This is a genomic window from Anabaena sp. TISTR 8404 (assembly GCF_056847745.1).
This window is the reverse complement of the sequence record NZ_CP180578.1, coordinates 6,537,617-6,553,874: the sequence shown is the minus strand read 5'-3', so window position 1 is coordinate 6,553,874 and position 16,258 is coordinate 6,537,617. Positions and strand designations below refer to the sequence as shown.

The following is a 16,258-nucleotide window of genomic DNA, read 5'->3' as shown; positions in this document are numbered from 1 at the left end:
TATTTTACTCACTACTCCCAGCCCAAGTTACTATAGCCGTTTGTAGTTGAGTCTAATACAAACCTAACCCCCAACCCCTTCCCTACAAGGCTACGGTGTACACACAAGTCAAAAATTTTTATGTTGAAGCCATTCCCGCCTGTAACTTTAGTTCTAGGCTCATAGCCAAAGTCCACTTAAGTGAACTGAATTTTTCTTTGAGTCCTCTTTAGAGGACTTTTGCTATGAGACGCGGAATTCATTCCGAGGCGGGATAGGCATTCTAGCAACATTTGTGTGTACACGGTAGCCTTACAAGGGAAGGGAAGTAAGACTCAAAGCCTCTCTCCTTGTAGGAGAGAGGTTTGGAGAGAGGTCAAAAATGTACTGTACCTAACCAAAAACTGCTATATCTTTGATAGCAACTCGTTATCACTCATGATTCAAATTCTTATTCAATTAACCCTTTACACAAACAACTTGCTTGAGTGTTGCCACCACTTCCACCAAATCTGATTGATTTTCCATTACTTGCTCAATCGGTTTATAAGCACCTGGAATTTCATCTAAAACATCATTATCTTTGCGACACTCTACACCTTTTGTCTGCTCAATTAAATCATCAAGGGTGTAAACATTTTTGGCCTTATTTCTGGATAATAATCTGCCTGCACCATGACTGCAAGAACAGAAACTATGAGCGTTACCTTTACCTTTGACAATAAAAGATTTAGCCCCCATCGAACCAGGAATAATACCATAATCTTCAGTTTGAGCGCGAACTGCACCTTTACGAGTTACATACACATCCTCACCAAAATGAACTTCTTTTTCGGCGTAATTATGATGGCAATTTACTTGCAATAAAGGTTTAGTAACTTTCCCACCCGCCAGATGTTTTTCGATGATGTGCTTGAAACGCGCCATCATCACATCGCGGTTAAAACGTGCATAGTCTTGCGCCCACTGCAAATCATTCCAGTACGCTTGGAATTCTGAAGTATTAGCAACAAAGTAAGCTAAATCAGGATCAGGTAAATTATTATCCGCCATTTTTGCTAATTCTTTAGCAGTATTAATATGACATTGAGCTAATTTATTGCCAATATTACGCGAACCAGAATGTAACATTAGCCAAACTTGGTTCTCTGTATCGAGGCACACTTCAATAAAGTGATTCCCTCCACCGAGAGAACCCATTTGTTTCATGGCTTTATTTTGTAAGTCTTGCACACCAGGATGCAAATTTTGAAAATCATGCCAACGTTGCCAATTAGTTACTGATTTCTCAATATCTTTGTTTTCGTTGAAACCTGTAGGAATAGCTGCTTCTATATCCTGGCGAATTTTTTTGAGTTTACCTTCTAATTTGTCGCCATTAAATGGCATTTTAATTGCACACATACCACAACCAATATCTACGCCCACCGCCGCAGGAATGATTGCATCTTTTGTGGCAATTACTGAACCTACTAAAGCACCTTTTCCTAAATGCACATCTGGCATTAATGCTACGTGTTTAAACACAAATGGTAGCGATGCTACATTTTTTGCCATCTTGGTTTCATCACTTGCTAAAGGATGATTTGCCCAAGATAAAACGGGTGTTGGTGCGTTAATCTCTAAGTTTTCGTAGGGCATAAGTTTTTTGCTTTTGGATATTTTTCGTGTTGATTGTATGACATTAATTTATTAGCCATTTGTCCTTTGTGGTGAACAATCATCATTTTGATAAGTCCATACATCAACTAAGTTTTTCATTAAGTTGAAATTAGTTGCCTGCATAATTTCTTGTGTATTATATTTGTAATACATTTTTTGGATGAGTGTCAATTTGTTTAGTACATTATTCTGTGTTGACTGCTGGCGGTTAACAGTCAACAGTCAATGAACCTCACAAGTGATTGTGTAATTTAAAGGCGTAATCTGAGATTTGTCCATACCAGCAGAATTCCGCTAGTAGACTAAGGGGTCATTAGACAGCACAATAGATAATAATAATTTGGAGGATTTAGGATCTCCAGTATTGGCATAACGGCATGAGTTTAAAGGCAGTTCTGTTTGATTTTAATGGTGTCATCATTAACGATGAACGCATCCACCTACAACTAATAGATGAAATTCTCATTCAAGAGAATCTCCAACCCCAAAAAAGCCAAGAGCGACAGAGTTCTTTGGGACGAAGCGATCGCGCTTGTTTTCAAGAACTACTGGCAAATCGCGGTAGAGTAGTTACAGAAGAGTATTTAACGCAATTGCTTAACCGCAAAGCCGAAGCTTACGTACTAGAACTAGAAAAATTAGACAAACTGCCGATATATCCAGGTGTAGAAGATTTAATATATCAGGTGCGATCGCGCAGCGTCTCTGGAGGAGATTCGCAAAATCTCAAACTCGGTTTAGTCAGTGGCGCACTCCGCAAAGAAATAGAATTGGTACTGAATCGCGCCAAATTAGCAGAATACTTTAAAGTTATTGTCGCAGGTGATGACATAACTACCAGTAAACCCAAACCAGATGGTTATTTACTAGCTGTAGAACGATTCAATCAACAATATCCCGAATTAAATCTACAACCGCAAGAATGTTTAGCAATTGAAGATACTCCCGCAGGTATCCAAGCCGCAAAACAAGCACAGATGCAGGTAGTTGGTGTAGCAAATACCTACCCTTTCCACATGCTTCAGCGCTGCTGTAACTGGACTGTGGACTATCTTACTGATTTGGAATTAGACCGAGTTCAAAATGTATTTTCTGGCTTAGAACCGCAGCCAACCGTCGGTGAGTGTTAGAATGTCCTATGGTAGCAGAGCGTTGATTCAATAGCTGATATTATCCTTAACTCAGCACTCACAACTCAGCACTCAGCACTATTGTAAGGGGAATTAGCTCAGCTGGTAGAGCGCTGCGATCGCACCGCAGAGGTCAGGGATTCGAGTTCCCTATTCTCCATTAAGGCTTTGCCTTCTAAGATTACTAAGGCTGTCCTAACTGTCCTAATGCTGTCCTAATGGTATTTCATGCTTAGGACAATAACAAGTAGTGTCTAAGTTATCCCTTTGACTAGTATGAGTCATTATTAACCCTGACACTTTATAGGTATCTAACTGATATCTCCTATGAAATCTAAAAGGATACCTATAGCCCTAAATGATAAACTCTATTCCCAACTACAAGACTTGGCTAACTCCCATAACATCTCTATGGCAGCCCAGATTAGATTACTCATCAGTCAAGCAGTCTCAGATAACTCTAGAGTCTACCCTGAGTAACTTAAATGCAACCCTGGAAAGGATTGATAGCGCGGTTGAGGAGAATACTAAGGCGATCGCTAAGTTAACTAAGTATCTGGAGGATAAAGGATTATGAATAAGGACAGTATTTGGAAAGCCTTAACCCCAGAACAAAGACAGAGGCTAAAGGAAGTATTAGCTAAGAAAGGTCATGTTAGAGATACTACTGCGGCTAGAGTAGACTTTGTAGACAGCCTAAGCCCAGAGCAAAGGGCAGATTTTATAAAACTTCAGCAGTTAGAGCAATCCGCCAAGAGGGATAGCCAAGCGCCTAAGTTAAAAGTCAAATACCATAATGGCTCGGCTACTAGACCACCTAAATAAACCCTTAAGACCCTTTAGGTTAACCCCAGGGAAAACGCACCTTATTTCCTAACAAAAACTAATAAGGATTTCAAAATCATTTTCATAAGTGCAAAACTTGACCAAAATATAAATAGAACAAATCGATTTTTTTGCTAACAAGTAAATTAGCTTATCGCTAATGAAATAACTCTTGTTTAAAGATAAATTAGCTAACTATTCAGCTATAAATAAGTAAGCTTACCCTTAAAAATAAGCAACAATCTTAACCAAATTATTGACAAGCTAGTTTACGCTAAAGCTAAAACTCTTTCTAAATAGTTATTATCCATTGCTGCCAAAAACTGTTTATTTTTGATTCCCCGCTTCACACGTTTCTCTTTACCTAAAAGATTTACTGCTATCTGCCGCATCACTGCAAAATTTTGTGGAGCATTATCTTTCCTAATCCGGCAGTCATCTTCTTTTAAAGCTACATCTAATACCCAATGTAACGAATTTTCTATGCCCCAATGACTGCGAACACAATTAGCAAATTTTTTCGCATCATTCTCAAGACTGCTAATATAATAACGAGTCTCCACTGTTGTTTTACCATCTATTTGTCGAACAGACTCTACCATCCCAACACTTTTTAAGTTTGACCAAACTGAATCTGGGTCAAGCTGAGATTCAATTCCAGATAACATCACATAATTGCGGATTTCATCACGACCATGCCCCGTTTCTTCTGTTTTATATGTGCTATGGTGAAGCCCTTCAAACCCTGTGCTTATTCCTGTTCTTAATAGTTCTTCTACTAACTCATATAGATTACCCTGATTCTTTTTTAAGGTGATTACATAATCTGCGTTTTGTTGCGTAATTAACTTCACAATTTCTTTTTGGCAACCGATTGCATCAATTGTCACGATACAACCATTCAACTCTAAAACATTCAGTAGTTCTGGGATAGCTGTAATTTCATTAGATGCTTCGTTTACTTTTACCTGTCCCAACACTAATTTATTCGTAGTTGCCCATGCACTTACCATTTGAATCGCACTCTGACCACTACTTTTATCATAAGAACCACATAAAGTTTTACCGTCAATTGCTACAACTTCACCATTTGTTATCTTCTGAGTTGATTTTATCCAGTTTAAGAAACATGACTGAAATTGCTGTGGATTCAATTGTGCAAACACTCTTGCAAATGTATCGTGTGATGGTATTCCGTTTGGTAACTCCAAAAATGTTTTTAACCACTCATACTTTGTGCAGCCATACAATTCTATTGCCACCCAACTATCTGCTCCACAGATTACTGCACAAATCGCAATTGTCAAAATATCAATTAGCTTATGTAATCTTGTGCGGTCTACTCTTGGATCTGACATCTGTGCAAAATGGTCAGCTATTGTGATTTTGGGCTTGAGCTTCATCCAAACGTCAGTGTAGCGTGCTTTTTTTCTTGAGGATACTTTTTGACAATACCATACCGAGTTTATGTTCTGTATCCCTACTCTCTTCTCAACCGATCAGTTCTTATTGTTACTGATGGCTTACGGTTGTACTTCCAAGCCTCTTCTTTCGTTCTGTGCATCAATATTTAGATGCGTTTGCCCTGTTCTTCCCCTACAACAACTACGCTACTACCACTGTTAAAAATTTCAAATATCCGATGTATTTCCTGCTTCCGCCCGAAGAATAGTTGTGCATCTTTCACTCTCCCTTGTAGAGGAATAAATGGGTTTTTAAGTTCTAAAGTTGATAGTGGGGTGATTGGAATCTGTGTATATTGCTGTTTATATATTTTCTCTATTGAAGTTTTAAAATTATTTTTCTGAATTTTAATTTCTGTTTGAGTAACTTCAGAAATTTTATTAAATAGCCTACCTCCTATTTCTTTTACAGATTGCTCATTATAATTTATTTCTTCAGCAATGACAGGATAAGTCTTTCCTTCCCAGATTCCCAGAAACACAGCCTTTTCAGAATCACTAAAACCAGCGCCTTCTGTGGAAGCAACCAGGCGATAAATAAAATCAAATGCGTCTTCTCCGCTCATTAGTGGCTGTAAATGACTGGTAATTATTCATACTATCCCAAAATTGAGAATATTTTTGCACACAAAAGGATACATATAAAGATACCCGACTTCTTTAAGAAGTCGGGTATCTGATACTACCTGAACCTACTTGAACCTACTTTGACCTACCTACTTTAAAAATTAACACCAATAATTATTCCTACATCCACATACCGACAAATGATAGTTGCCTAGATAACTTAATAAATAACAAATAAAAACGTTGTTCTCTGGAGTTATCTAAATATGAAACTTTCTACACTAAAAGTCATGACTCCTATTTTAGTTGCTCTTATCACTGCTGGTGCAACTTTAGGAGTAGCTTTAATCAATAGAACTAGTCCACAACAAAGTACTTCTAATATTCCCACGACTACAAATACATCAAATTCTACCGTTTTAGAATGCCATCAAACTACAAACAAAGTATGTGTTGATCATTTGACTGTGCAGATAAACAGCGATGAAACTCAACAAGTAAAACATAATCAACGTTTACCTCTAAAATCTGGGGAAACAATGAAATTGTTAAACTTAACTTATTGCATCCCACCTCAAATAAAGCTCAATAAAATCGAAGCAAAAGCAGTTTTATTTAACAAAGGCATTGAAAATTATCAAAATGTGCTGTTAAGTCCTAGCGATTTTCCAATTAATACAGGCTGTCACAATATCAGCAATTTTCAAAAATCATGGCAACTAGAAGCAGGACAACACAAAGTTGTGATTCCGATTATTAAATACGATGGCAGCTACAGAGTAGTTGACAAAAGTTTTTACCTGAACTTAGATGTTGGTACAGCAGGTGACAGGTGATAGGTGACAGGGGACAGGGTAAAAAGTCTTTCTATGTCTACGTTTTATCATTTGCTGATGTTATAACTGTCTTGGCTATTGCTGTAATTAATTAAAAAAATATGCAGTAACAGGTATTACCCACGGAATTTGCGGTATTCAGAAATAGAGTAGTTGCGATCGCACTTGCAAAATGTGAACTTTTGCCTACTTCACAAGAATCATTCCTTAATTCACCAACGACGGTTATTCTTTGTAGCCTGGGCTTGCTGTATCAAGCAAACGGATGTATTTTAAAAGGTGTCTACGAAAAAAGCCATCACCGCCAAATTAAGAAACACTATTCCAGTGTAGGCTTGATTTTTTTGTGGTTGTGCTGAATAACGTGGATTATTGGTTAGTAACATAGTAGAAGTTGTGAAAATTCTGCTGGTAGAGGACGATTTACCAACGGCGACTGTACTAAGTGAGGTTCTCACGGCGGAGTACTACACAGTTGAATTGGCAACAGATGGTCAAAATGGCTTATCATTGGCAATTTTATCCAACTTTGACTTGATGTTGTTGGATTTGTTGATTCCTAAACTTGATGGCATTAACCTTTGCCGACAACTTCGCGCTCAGGGAATTAAAACACCAATTCTGTTAATAACTGCCAAAGATCAAAGTGCTGATGTTGTCAAAGGATTAGATGCAGGTGCGGATGATTATGTTACCAAACCATACGATATCTCGGAATTGCTGGCAAGAATACGAGCATTGCTGCGCCGGGGACAGACTGAACTAACACCCAGCTTGCTCTATTGGGAAAATCTCTGCGTTAATACCGTCTCCGCAGAAGTTACCTATAAAGGGCAACCTTTATCTTTAAGCCCCAAAGAATATAGCTTGTTAGGGCTGTTCTTACGTCATCCACAACGTGTATTTAGTCGAAGTGAAATTATCGATCGCCTCTGGTCTATTGATACCACGCCCAGTGAAGGAGCAGTGACTAATCTAATTAAAGACTTGCGGCACAAGCTCAAAACTGTCGGTATGTCTGCCGAATTGCTGGAAACTGTTTATGGCTTGGGCTATCGACTAAAAATTCCACCTCAAACTCAACAAACAGACAGCATTAGCAAAGCAAAACCTCAAACCGCGATCGCTTCTATTAATAAAACCATAGAACGCTACAAAGATACGTTTACCCAACGGCTAACTTTGCTAGAGCAAGCCGCACAAGCCTTACATCAAGGAAAATTGTCATCCGAACTCCAACAGCAAGCCGCGTTAGAAGCACACAAACTAACAGGAACGCTAGGCTCGTTTGGCTACACAACAGGTTCAAAGTTAGCTCGAACCGTTGAACATCTGCTGAGCAAAGATCAAAATTTAACGTCAAAAGAAGCTACTCAACTGTCACAACTGATTGCTCAACTCCAAGATGTTCTCAGTCAACCTCTGATGCCTTTAACTGTTGAACAACTTGAGCTAATTCAACTTCCTTTGGTGCTGGCTATTAATAATGAATCTTTTAGTAAGCAACTGAAAATGGCAGCTGTTAGTTGGGGCGTGCAGATAAAAGTAATTGCTTATTGGGAAAACAAGCAACAAAAGCTTGATCAGTCACCCAAAGTAATTTTATTCAATTTGCAACAGCAACAATCAATGCAAAAGAACTTAAAATTACTACAAAAACTCAAACAAGATTTTCCCACTACGCCAATTCTCGTCATCGCAGAGCAAGATAATCTCACTCAGCGAGTAGCTGTGGCTCGTTTGGGAGTACAAGGATTTTTGAGCAAGCCTACTATTACTGAAGTATTTCAGGCAATTACTCAAGTTTTACCGCCAACGCAAGCTAGTACAGCCAAAGTCATGATCCTAGACGATGATCCGGTAATGCTTGATATCTTGAGCAATCTACTACAACCTTGGGGATTGGCAGTGAAAACCTTGCAAAACCCCCAAAAATTTTGGCAGGCACTCACTTCTACAACACCTGATTTGTTGATGATCGATTTAGAAATGCCAAGATATAGCGGTATTGATTTGTGTCGGGTAGTCAGACAAGATCCTCATTGGGGCAAATTGCCTATTTTAGTAGTTACTGCCCATACAGATATAAAATCAGTTCAACAGGTGTTTGCAGCAGGAGCTGATGATTTTATTGGCAAGCCTGTGGTGGGTCCAGAGTTAATTACTCGTGTGATTAGCCGCATTGATCGTTCTCGTGTACAGCAAACTCTCAAAACCTAAAAGCGGAGGATGCAAAGGTGCGGCTCTCCAATCTTTTGAGGACAAGGCCAGCTAATCACAAAAAGCCGAAAATTTCCTTACAAATCATCCTCACCGTTCCCTTTGTGCTGTTAATTGGGGGAACCACAGGCTTAGTAAGTTTTATATCACTGTGCAATTCCCAGCGCTCAGTCAATAGCTTGGCATATCAGTTGATGAATGAAATGAGCGATCGCATTCATTTATATCTAAGTAATTATTTAAAGACTCCACACTTAATTAATCGTCTCAATGCTCAAGCCAGCCAACTAAAACAGATAGACATCACCAATCCTCAAAGTTTAGAACGCTATTTTGTTGGTCAAATTCAAGAATTTAGTTCAGCGAGAGTCCATTTCATTAATCCTCAAGGTGGACTTGTGGGAGCCGGAAACGATGAACGAGGTCTTACCATTTCTTCAACCAAAAATTTTCGGAAAGGTAAGCTTTATGTATATAGCGTAGATAGTCAAGGAAAACGGAAAAAATTATTAGTTAATCAGCAAAACTATGATGCAACTAAAAGACCTTTCTATCAAAAGCCAATCTTAACAGGCAAACCAACTTGGACACCGATTTATTTATACGTACCAGCTTCCAGAGGTTTAGGAATTGCCACCAGTTACCCCATTTATAACCAAAAACAACAAATTCAAGGCGTTTTCTCTAGCGATATCAGGCTTGTTACCATTAGTGAGTTTCTCAAAAAATTGCGGGTGGGTACTCACGGACAAGTGTTTATTGTTGAGCGTTCGGGTTTGATGGTTGCGTCTTCAACTTCTGAACAACCCTTCATGATAGATGCTGATAAAAAACTCTATAAACGTCTCAAGGCAATAGAAAGCAAAGAACCCCTGATTCGTCTAGCCAGCGAGCATTTGCTCTCGCGCTTTGGTCATTTAACTCAAATCCAGACAGCACAGCAACTCGACTTTGACATCAAAGGCGAAAAGCAATTCTTACTCGTCATTCCTTATAGTGATCAATTAGGACTTGACTGGTTGATTGTGACAGTCGTGCCAGAATCGGACTTTACGGCAGAAATTAATGCCAATACACGCCTAACTGTAATTTTTAGTGTCTTGGCCTTGGCGAGTGCGATCGCTGTAGGATTGTTACTGACCCAATTGATTGTCCGACCTATGCAAAAATTAGGTCAATCTAGCTTGGCGTTGGCAGAAGGACAATGGAATCAAGGCATTGAACAAGACAGCCTGATTGCAGAAATTCAAGTCCTGAAAAACTCCTTTAATTGGATGTCTCAGCAACTGAGACAGTTATATAATTCCGTCTCAACTGCGCTCCAGCATTCAGAAGAACGCTTTACCAAAGTATTTCGGACTTGTCCTGAAGCAATGGGGATTTTTACCCTCAAAGGACAATGTTTAGATGTGAATGATGCCTTTGTTGATTTATATGGTTATTCTCGCGAAGAAGTTATTAATCATTCTGTGACAGAGTTTAAATATTGGGTCAATCTAAAAGATAGGCAACGCTATTTGCGAGATTTGCTCTCTGGGAAAAAAATTTGTCATCAGGAATTGGCAATTCTTCACAAAACAGGCAAAGTGATCACAGTCTTGGTTTCCGCCGATATTATCGAGCTTCAGGGACAACCACATATCATTGTAGTTACTCAAGATATCAGCGATCGCAAACTTGCAGAATTAGAACTGCGACAGCAAAAAGACCTGCGTGAGAGCATTTATAATGAATCTGCCGATGCTCTGTTTCTGGTTGATCCCGAAACCTTATTAATCACGGATTGCAATTATCGAGCAGTAGAACTGTTTGAAGCCAGCAGTAAAGCCGAACTCATTGGTATTCAAGGTCACACGTTTCAGCTTCATTCATTCACCTCCGATGAACTGAGCGAAATCATTGCCGAGATGGATCGAAAAGGTGTGTGGAGTCAGGAAATCGAATACACAACCCGAAAAGGAAATCTTTTCTGGGGTAACCTGGCGGCAAAGCGCGTTTCGATTGCTAATCAAGTCGTCAATTTAGTGCGGGTAACGGATATTACTGAGCGCAAACGAGCCGAGGCCGCTTTGCGTCAGAGTGAAGCAGCTCTGCGGCAAAGTGAAGCTCGATTCCAGCAGTTAAGCGCGGCTTCACCCGCAATCATCTACACAATTGAGGAATACCCTGGTAGACCTGTCCGGTTTGAATATCTCAGCCAAGCTTTTGAGGAAATCCACGAAATTCCATTGGCTGAAGCATTAAAAGATCCAATGGTTGCATTTGACGCTTTTCATCCTGATGATCGCGAAGGACATCAGCAAGCAGTTATCCGCGCTCTTGAAGCTATGCAACCGTTTCAGCATGAGTGGCGAATTATTACTCCCTCTGGAAAAATCAAGTGGGTTCAAGCCAATTCTCGACCGGAACTCCGGGACAATGGCGTGCTGGTTTGGCATGGTGTACTGTTGGACATTAGCGACAAGAAACACATCGAAGAAGCTCTACGGCAAAGTGAAGCTCGCTTTCAAAAAATTGCCGCCGCTTCACCCGCACAAATTTACATTTTGACTTATTACCCAGATACAAAGGAAATGCATTATGAATACATCAGTTCCGGCGTGCGAGAAATTCAGGAATTAGAACCGCAACAAGTTTTAGACAATGCCTTACTTACTTATCAGCAAGTGCATCCTGATGATCTGGATCTGTATAATCAACTAACAACTCAAAGTCTCAGAACTTTAGAACCCTTTGCTCACGAATGGCGAATTATTACTCCCTCTGGCAAGCTGAAGTGGGTACGTGCTAACTCCCGTGCAGAACGCCGACAGAATGGTGAAGTTGCCTGGTATGGAGTGCTGCTAGATATTACAGATCTCAAACAAACCGAGTTAGCTTTGCGTGAAAGCGAAGAGCGATTTCGCCATGCGTTTTATGATGCTCCCATTGGCATGGCACTGTTGGGATTAGATCAGCGCTGGCTGCAAATAAATCCCATGTTACGTGAGATGCTTGGCTACTCTGAGTCAGAGTTTTTCAACTTGAAGGCATTTGAAATTTTTTACCCAGAAGATGCACATCAGTTTCAGGACTGCATCAAGCAAGTTTTGTCTCATGAAAATCGCAATGCACAAATAAAGTTGCGTTATTTGTGCAACGGAGGACGCATTGCTGAAGGATTAACGAGTTTGTCGTTGGTAAGAGATTTTCACAGCCAACCATTGTACTATGTGCTGCAAATCCAAGATATTACTGAACAGCAAGCTATTGAGCAAATGAAAAATGAATTCATTTCCATTGTTAGCCATGAACTGCGTACCCCACTCACAGCCATCCAAGGATTTTTAGGTTTATTGAATACTGGTATATACGACAACAAACCAGAAAAAGCCAAACGGATGATTCAGCAGGCTTTAACTAATGGCGATCGCCTCGTGCGTTTGGTAAATGATATTTTGGACTTAGAGCGATTGTCTTCTGGGCGAGTGCAGCTGGTAAAAGAAGTCTGCAATGCCGCAGATTTAATGCAACGAGCGGTGGAAGGAGTACAATCAATCACACTAGCCGCCGCCATCACAATTTCTATTACTCCTACTAATGCTTGCGTGTGGGCTTCCCCCGACTTAATCATTCAAACTTTAACCAATTTGTTGAGTAACGCCATCAAGTTTTCTCCTCGTGACTCAGAGATTACTTTGTCTGCCCAACCTCAAGGCAACAGGGTGTTGTTTCAAGTTAAAGACCAAGGTAGAGGTATTCCTGCTGATAAACTAGAAACTATCTTTGAACGTTTTGGGCAAGTGGACATCTCTGATGCTCGTGCTAAGGGAGGCACAGGTCTTGGCTTGGCAATTTGTCAAAGTATTATTCAACAGCATAATGGTAGTATTTGGGCAGAAAGTACCCTCGGTGAAGGCAGCACATTTTATTTCACTTTGCCAATCCCACCAAGAGAACTATGAGCAAACGCATCCTTGTTATTGATGATGAAGAATCTCTCCGAGACCTTGCCTGCACATGCTTAGAAGATTTGGGCGGCTGGGAGGCAATATCTGCTGAATCGGGTCATGATGGAATTTTGCAAGCCCAAAAGTACGTTTTAGATGTAATACTCCTTGATGTGTCCATGCCTGACATGGATGGCTTTCAATTTTACGAGAAAATCAAAGCAAACCCACAGACTCAGAATATTCCGATTATTTTGCTCACTGCCAAAGTATTACCAGATGATCACAAGCGCTTTGCCCAATTGCATCTAGCCGGAATCATCACTAAACCATTCAATCCAGTACTAATTTGCGCACAAATAGCCCAAATGCTTGGTTGGAGTGATTAGAAAAAGTATGAAGGATGAAGAGTGAAGGATGAAATTTTATACTTCATACTTCACACTTCATACTTACTATGACATTCTTATAAGTTTCTTATTTTTTTGATTTAAGCTGAATTCATCAATTTCCTTCAGCTTTCTCAAGTATTTTAATCATGACAATCAAGACCATATTATTGATTGACGATGAACCCACGATTCGAGAGCTTGTACAAATTTGTTTAAACGATTTGGTTGGATGGAAGGTCGTAACAGCTCCCTCAGCCCAAGCTGCCCTGCAACAGCTAGAGATAGAAAGTCCTGATGCTATCTTGCTTGATGTGGTTATGCCAGGTATGGACGTTAGCACATTCCTGTATAGATTCCATGAAAGACATTCAACTAAATTTATTCCAGTAATTCTTTTGAGTGTGATAGCAGATTGGTTTACATCACAACAACTTCAGCAGCTTGGAGTTGTTGAGGCCATCGCTAAACCCTTCAATCCCTTAACTTTACCTGAGCAAATCACTCGCGCTTTAGGATGGAGTGTGCAGCCTGAGTGTAAATCTTTGATCTAAATAATAGCTAAATGAGAAAATTTATAACATTTTTCTATCATGTGAAAAACTTGAATTTGAAAAATAGCAAAAAACATCTTTTACGTAATAATTAGCTAAGATATAAATACTAAAGTGTTAGCAATCATACTCAAATCTCATAAATTGTTTCCCTTAAATTCTCGGCATAATTAAATCATTACAATTTAACAGGTAGATTTTATGTATGCAAAAAATATTGCTACTCAACCGATGAAGTTACAACAAATTAAATCAAAGAGAAAAAGAGGTGTTGTACTAACTTCTATAGGACTACAACGTTTACAAGAAGCGATTCTATCTTGGGAGATTTTAAAAAATAAAGGAGAGCGCTTTACTCTAGAAGAACTGAGCAGACAAATCAATATATCCACTAAAACTTTGAGTCGATTGTGGTCTTTGAGTAAAGGCGTAGATCAAAAAACTCTCAAATTGTGCTTTAGCGCTTTCAATATCAAATTACAGGAAGAAGATTACACAATTTTGAGTGGAGATGATGCAACAGAAGTATCAGGGTATCCCTCAGAAGATTTATATATACAAGAAGAAAATTTTGCGCAATTTTCTAACTACGAAATCGAACACCGTTGGTCATATCCAGATGGGCCTGTAGCTCTAAATTCTCCCTTATATATTGAGCGCCCTCCAATAGAAGAATTAGTTTATCGAGAAATTACCCGACCAGGCTGCGTAATTCGGATTCGTTCTCCCAGACAAATGGGAAAAACTTCTTTAGTGCTGCGTCTTTTAGCCTATGCAAATACACAAAGATATCGCACTGTTAATATAAATTGCTATCAAATTGATGACCATTGTTTGACTGACTTAAATAAGCTTTTGCGTTGTCTTTGTTGGCAAATTGCTCAACAATTAGAAATTGAACCCAACCTGGATGAGCAATGGGATGATGAGGTTGGTTACAAGTTAAGTTGTAGCTTCTACTTGCAAAAGTATATTCTCAAACAGAGTGATAGTCCTATAGTGTTGGTGTTGAGCGATGTTGATCGCTTTTTTGAGTATCCACACATTGCTCAGGAATTTTTTGCATTGTTGCGTTCTTGGTGTGAAGAAGCACGACAAAATCTGAATTGGCAAAAGCTGAGGTTAGTAGTAGTTTATTCCACAGAACAATATATTTCCCTAGATATTAATCGTTCACCATTTAATATTGGACTACCTATCCGTCTGGGCGAATTTACGCAGCAGCAAGTAGAAGATTTAGCAAGAAGATACGAGTTAGACTGGAGTCCTGGTAAAGAATCTGCTCAATTGATGTCTCTTGTGGGTGGCCATCCGGCTTTAATTCAACTAGCTTTATTTCATCTTTTTACTCGCACTACCACTGTACAAGATTTGATCCAAGAAGCGATCGCCAATGGTGGTATCTATCGTCATCACCTGTGGCGACACTGGCTAAAACTGCAAGGTAATCCTCATTTAGTAAAAATATATACTCAACTTGTAACGGCACAACAAAGTATGATTATTGATCCTGTGGATGCTTATAAACTCGAAAGCTTAGGATTAATTTGTTTTGAAGGCGATCGCATCTTACCTCGGTGCAAACTTTATCAAACTTATTTTAAAAAACAACTGCATACCATTGTTTAACTAAATTTTACAATTAAGGAGATTTGTTATTTTGAAATCACCTTAATTGTGGAATCATATACAGCAGGGAACAGGCAACAGGAAACGGGGAACAGCTTTGAAAGCCTCGTAGTATATAGTTTTGTTCTTCAAATTTGTACCTCATTTACTTGCAATCTGCTGTAAATTCTGAAGTGTTTCAATATACTGATGAGGAATTCGTTATTAATAATGAATCCCGACAAAATTTGTGGGTAGGAGTAGGTTTTCAACAAGGTAGTTCGCAAAAGTTAATTGCAATAGCAATTGAGGAAGTATTTCAAAAAAATCTCCTCAATGAAAAAGCGATCGCAGGTATTGCTACCATTGACACAAAAGCCTCGGACAGTGATTTAGTAGAACTTTGCACCCTCCGCAATTGGCTGTTAAAAGCATTTTCCGCAGAAAAGTTGTCTACCGTTGCAGTTCCCAACCCATCTGAAATCATCACCAAAGCAACGGGAACACCCAGTGTTGCAGAGGCTGCGGCTATTTTGGCAGCTGTTCAAAATGCGGGACTAGGTGCTAAGTTAATAGTCCCTAAATATATTTTCCGCTTACCGGGGCAACCAGGGGCGGTAACTGTAGCAGTGGCTAAAGAAATGCACTCGTAATTAATTACATTTCTGACTATTCAATGACTCTGAAAAAATAATTAATCACACTCGACACAATTGATAGCACAATTGATCCCAGCAAAGCGGGTAAAAAGCCTTTAATCTCAAAACCAGTACCAGGAGTGATAGCACTCGCTAACCACAGAGACAAGGCATTAATCACAAATGTAAATAAACCAAAAGTTAGTAAAGTAATAGGAAATGCCAAAAGCTGCAAAACTGGTCTGATAAACGCATTGACTAATCCGATAACAAATACCGCCACCAAAGCTGCAACAAAGTTACTGACAATAAAACCTGCAACAATTTTAGAGGTAATCAGTAAAGCCACCGCAGTAGCCAGCCAAGTTAATAAAAAGTGTTTCATATACAACAGAGACTACTTCAATAACATGAACTTTGTAGAGATGCGATACATCACATCTCTACTTACAACTGGT

14 protein-coding genes and 1 tRNA gene are annotated in these 16,258 nt (G+C 39.3%); 11 read left to right on the top strand and 4 right to left on the bottom strand.

Going from position 1 to position 16,258, the window contains the following annotated elements; translation table 11 throughout:
- Positions 1 to 438: 438 nt before the first annotated feature.
- Entirely contained in the window at positions 439 to 1,620 is a 1,182-nt protein-coding gene (locus tag ACMX3D_RS28255; protein WP_482749079.1) for an RtcB family protein, read from the bottom strand.
- Positions 1,621 to 2,018: 398 nt separating this feature from the next.
- On the opposite strand from ACMX3D_RS28255, the gene ACMX3D_RS28250 reads away from it, so the two are divergent.
- The 4 genes from ACMX3D_RS28250 (at position 2,019) to ACMX3D_RS28235 (ending at position 3,596) form a co-directional block, all read left to right on the top strand.
- Positions 2,019 to 2,771: an HAD family hydrolase gene (locus tag ACMX3D_RS28250; protein WP_482749078.1), complete on the top strand. Its 753-nt coding sequence runs from the start codon at positions 2,019 to 2,021 to the stop codon at positions 2,769 to 2,771.
- Positions 2,772 to 2,858: 87 nt separating this feature from the next.
- A tRNA-Ala gene (locus tag ACMX3D_RS28245) sits at positions 2,859 to 2,931 on the top strand.
- A gap of 167 nt (positions 2,932 to 3,098) precedes the next feature.
- The gene (locus ACMX3D_RS28240; protein WP_482749077.1) at positions 3,099 to 3,251 is read left to right on the top strand and encodes a ribbon-helix-helix domain-containing protein; all 153 of its coding nucleotides are present in this window, start codon (positions 3,099 to 3,101) and stop codon (positions 3,249 to 3,251) included.
- A 93-nt stretch (positions 3,252 to 3,344) separates the two neighbouring features.
- Positions 3,345 to 3,596, top strand: coding sequence for a hypothetical protein (locus ACMX3D_RS28235; protein ID WP_482749076.1), 252 nt, complete (start codon positions 3,345 to 3,347; stop codon positions 3,594 to 3,596).
- 269 nt (positions 3,597 to 3,865) lie between these two features.
- On the opposite strand, the gene ACMX3D_RS28230 is transcribed toward ACMX3D_RS28235, so the two are convergent.
- Both ACMX3D_RS28230 and ACMX3D_RS28225 read right to left on the bottom strand, forming a co-directional pair.
- Entirely contained in the window at positions 3,866 to 4,999 is a 1,134-nt protein-coding gene (locus ACMX3D_RS28230) for an ISAs1 family transposase (RefSeq protein ID WP_482747696.1), read from the bottom strand.
- 167 nt (positions 5,000 to 5,166) lie between these two features.
- The gene (locus ACMX3D_RS28225; protein WP_482749075.1) at positions 5,167 to 5,625 is read right to left on the bottom strand and encodes a helix-turn-helix domain-containing protein; all 459 of its coding nucleotides are present in this window, start codon (positions 5,623 to 5,625) and stop codon (positions 5,167 to 5,169) included.
- Between the two features lie 267 nt (positions 5,626 to 5,892).
- On the opposite strand from ACMX3D_RS28225, the gene ACMX3D_RS28220 reads away from it, so the two are divergent.
- The 7 genes from ACMX3D_RS28220 (at position 5,893) to ACMX3D_RS28190 (ending at position 15,815) form a co-directional block, all read left to right on the top strand.
- A complete protein-coding gene (locus ACMX3D_RS28220) occupies positions 5,893 to 6,462 on the top strand; it encodes a hypothetical protein (RefSeq protein WP_482749074.1) in 570 nt (189 codons plus the stop codon).
- Positions 6,463 to 6,858: 396 nt separating this feature from the next.
- Complete coding sequence (locus ACMX3D_RS28215; protein WP_482749073.1) at positions 6,859 to 8,682, top strand: response regulator; 1,824 nt, start codon at positions 6,859 to 6,861, stop codon at positions 8,680 to 8,682.
- A 17-nt stretch (positions 8,683 to 8,699) separates the two neighbouring features.
- Positions 8,700 to 12,626 carry a PAS domain S-box protein gene (locus ACMX3D_RS28210; RefSeq protein WP_482749072.1) on the top strand — a complete coding sequence of 1,309 codons (3,927 nt, stop codon included), beginning with the start codon at positions 8,700 to 8,702 and terminating at the stop codon, positions 12,624 to 12,626.
- Positions 12,623 to 13,000: a response regulator gene (locus ACMX3D_RS28205; protein ID WP_482749071.1), complete on the top strand. Its 378-nt coding sequence runs from the start codon at positions 12,623 to 12,625 to the stop codon at positions 12,998 to 13,000. The genes ACMX3D_RS28210 and ACMX3D_RS28205 overlap by 4 nt, the downstream gene beginning before the upstream one ends.
- A gap of 149 nt (positions 13,001 to 13,149) precedes the next feature.
- Entirely contained in the window at positions 13,150 to 13,554 is a 405-nt protein-coding gene (locus ACMX3D_RS28200) for a response regulator (RefSeq protein ID WP_482749070.1), read from the top strand.
- Positions 13,555 to 13,785: 231 nt separating this feature from the next.
- Positions 13,786 to 15,183, top strand: coding sequence for an AAA-like domain-containing protein (locus ACMX3D_RS28195; protein WP_482752446.1), 1,398 nt, complete (start codon positions 13,786 to 13,788; stop codon positions 15,181 to 15,183).
- 173 nt (positions 15,184 to 15,356) lie between these two features.
- A complete protein-coding gene (locus ACMX3D_RS28190) occupies positions 15,357 to 15,815 on the top strand; it encodes a cobalamin biosynthesis protein (RefSeq protein ID WP_482749069.1) in 459 nt (152 codons plus the stop codon).
- Between the two features lie 16 nt (positions 15,816 to 15,831).
- Here ACMX3D_RS28190 and ACMX3D_RS28185 read toward each other — a convergent pair whose 3' ends face one another.
- Positions 15,832 to 16,185 carry a phage holin family protein gene (locus ACMX3D_RS28185; RefSeq protein ID WP_482749068.1) on the bottom strand — a complete coding sequence of 118 codons (354 nt, stop codon included), beginning with the start codon at positions 16,183 to 16,185 and terminating at the stop codon, positions 15,832 to 15,834.
- Positions 16,186 to 16,258: the final 73 nt, after the last annotated feature.

Excerpts from the sequence above, each read along its gene's own strand:
- ACMX3D_RS28255 (WP_482749079.1), bottom strand. The coding sequence starts at position 1,620 with ATGCCCTACGAAAACTTAGAGATTAACGCACCAACACCCGTTTTATCT.
- ACMX3D_RS28250 (WP_482749078.1), top strand. The coding sequence starts at position 2,019 with ATGAGTTTAAAGGCAGTTCTGTTTGATTTTAATGGTGTCATCATTAAC.
- ACMX3D_RS28240 (WP_482749077.1), top strand. The coding sequence starts at position 3,099 with ATGAAATCTAAAAGGATACCTATAGCCCTAAATGATAAACTCTATTCC.
- ACMX3D_RS28235 (WP_482749076.1), top strand. The coding sequence starts at position 3,345 with ATGAATAAGGACAGTATTTGGAAAGCCTTAACCCCAGAACAAAGACAG.
- ACMX3D_RS28230 (WP_482747696.1), bottom strand. The coding sequence starts at position 4,999 with ATGAAGCTCAAGCCCAAAATCACAATAGCTGACCATTTTGCACAGATG.
- ACMX3D_RS28225 (WP_482749075.1), bottom strand. The coding sequence starts at position 5,625 with ATGAGCGGAGAAGACGCATTTGATTTTATTTATCGCCTGGTTGCTTCC.
- ACMX3D_RS28220 (WP_482749074.1), top strand. The coding sequence starts at position 5,893 with ATGAAACTTTCTACACTAAAAGTCATGACTCCTATTTTAGTTGCTCTT.
- ACMX3D_RS28205 (WP_482749071.1), top strand. The coding sequence starts at position 12,623 with ATGAGCAAACGCATCCTTGTTATTGATGATGAAGAATCTCTCCGAGAC.
- ACMX3D_RS28200 (WP_482749070.1), top strand. The coding sequence starts at position 13,150 with ATGACAATCAAGACCATATTATTGATTGACGATGAACCCACGATTCGA.
- ACMX3D_RS28195 (WP_482752446.1), top strand. The coding sequence starts at position 13,786 with ATGAAGTTACAACAAATTAAATCAAAGAGAAAAAGAGGTGTTGTACTA.
- ACMX3D_RS28185 (WP_482749068.1), bottom strand. The coding sequence starts at position 16,185 with ATGAAACACTTTTTATTAACTTGGCTGGCTACTGCGGTGGCTTTACTG.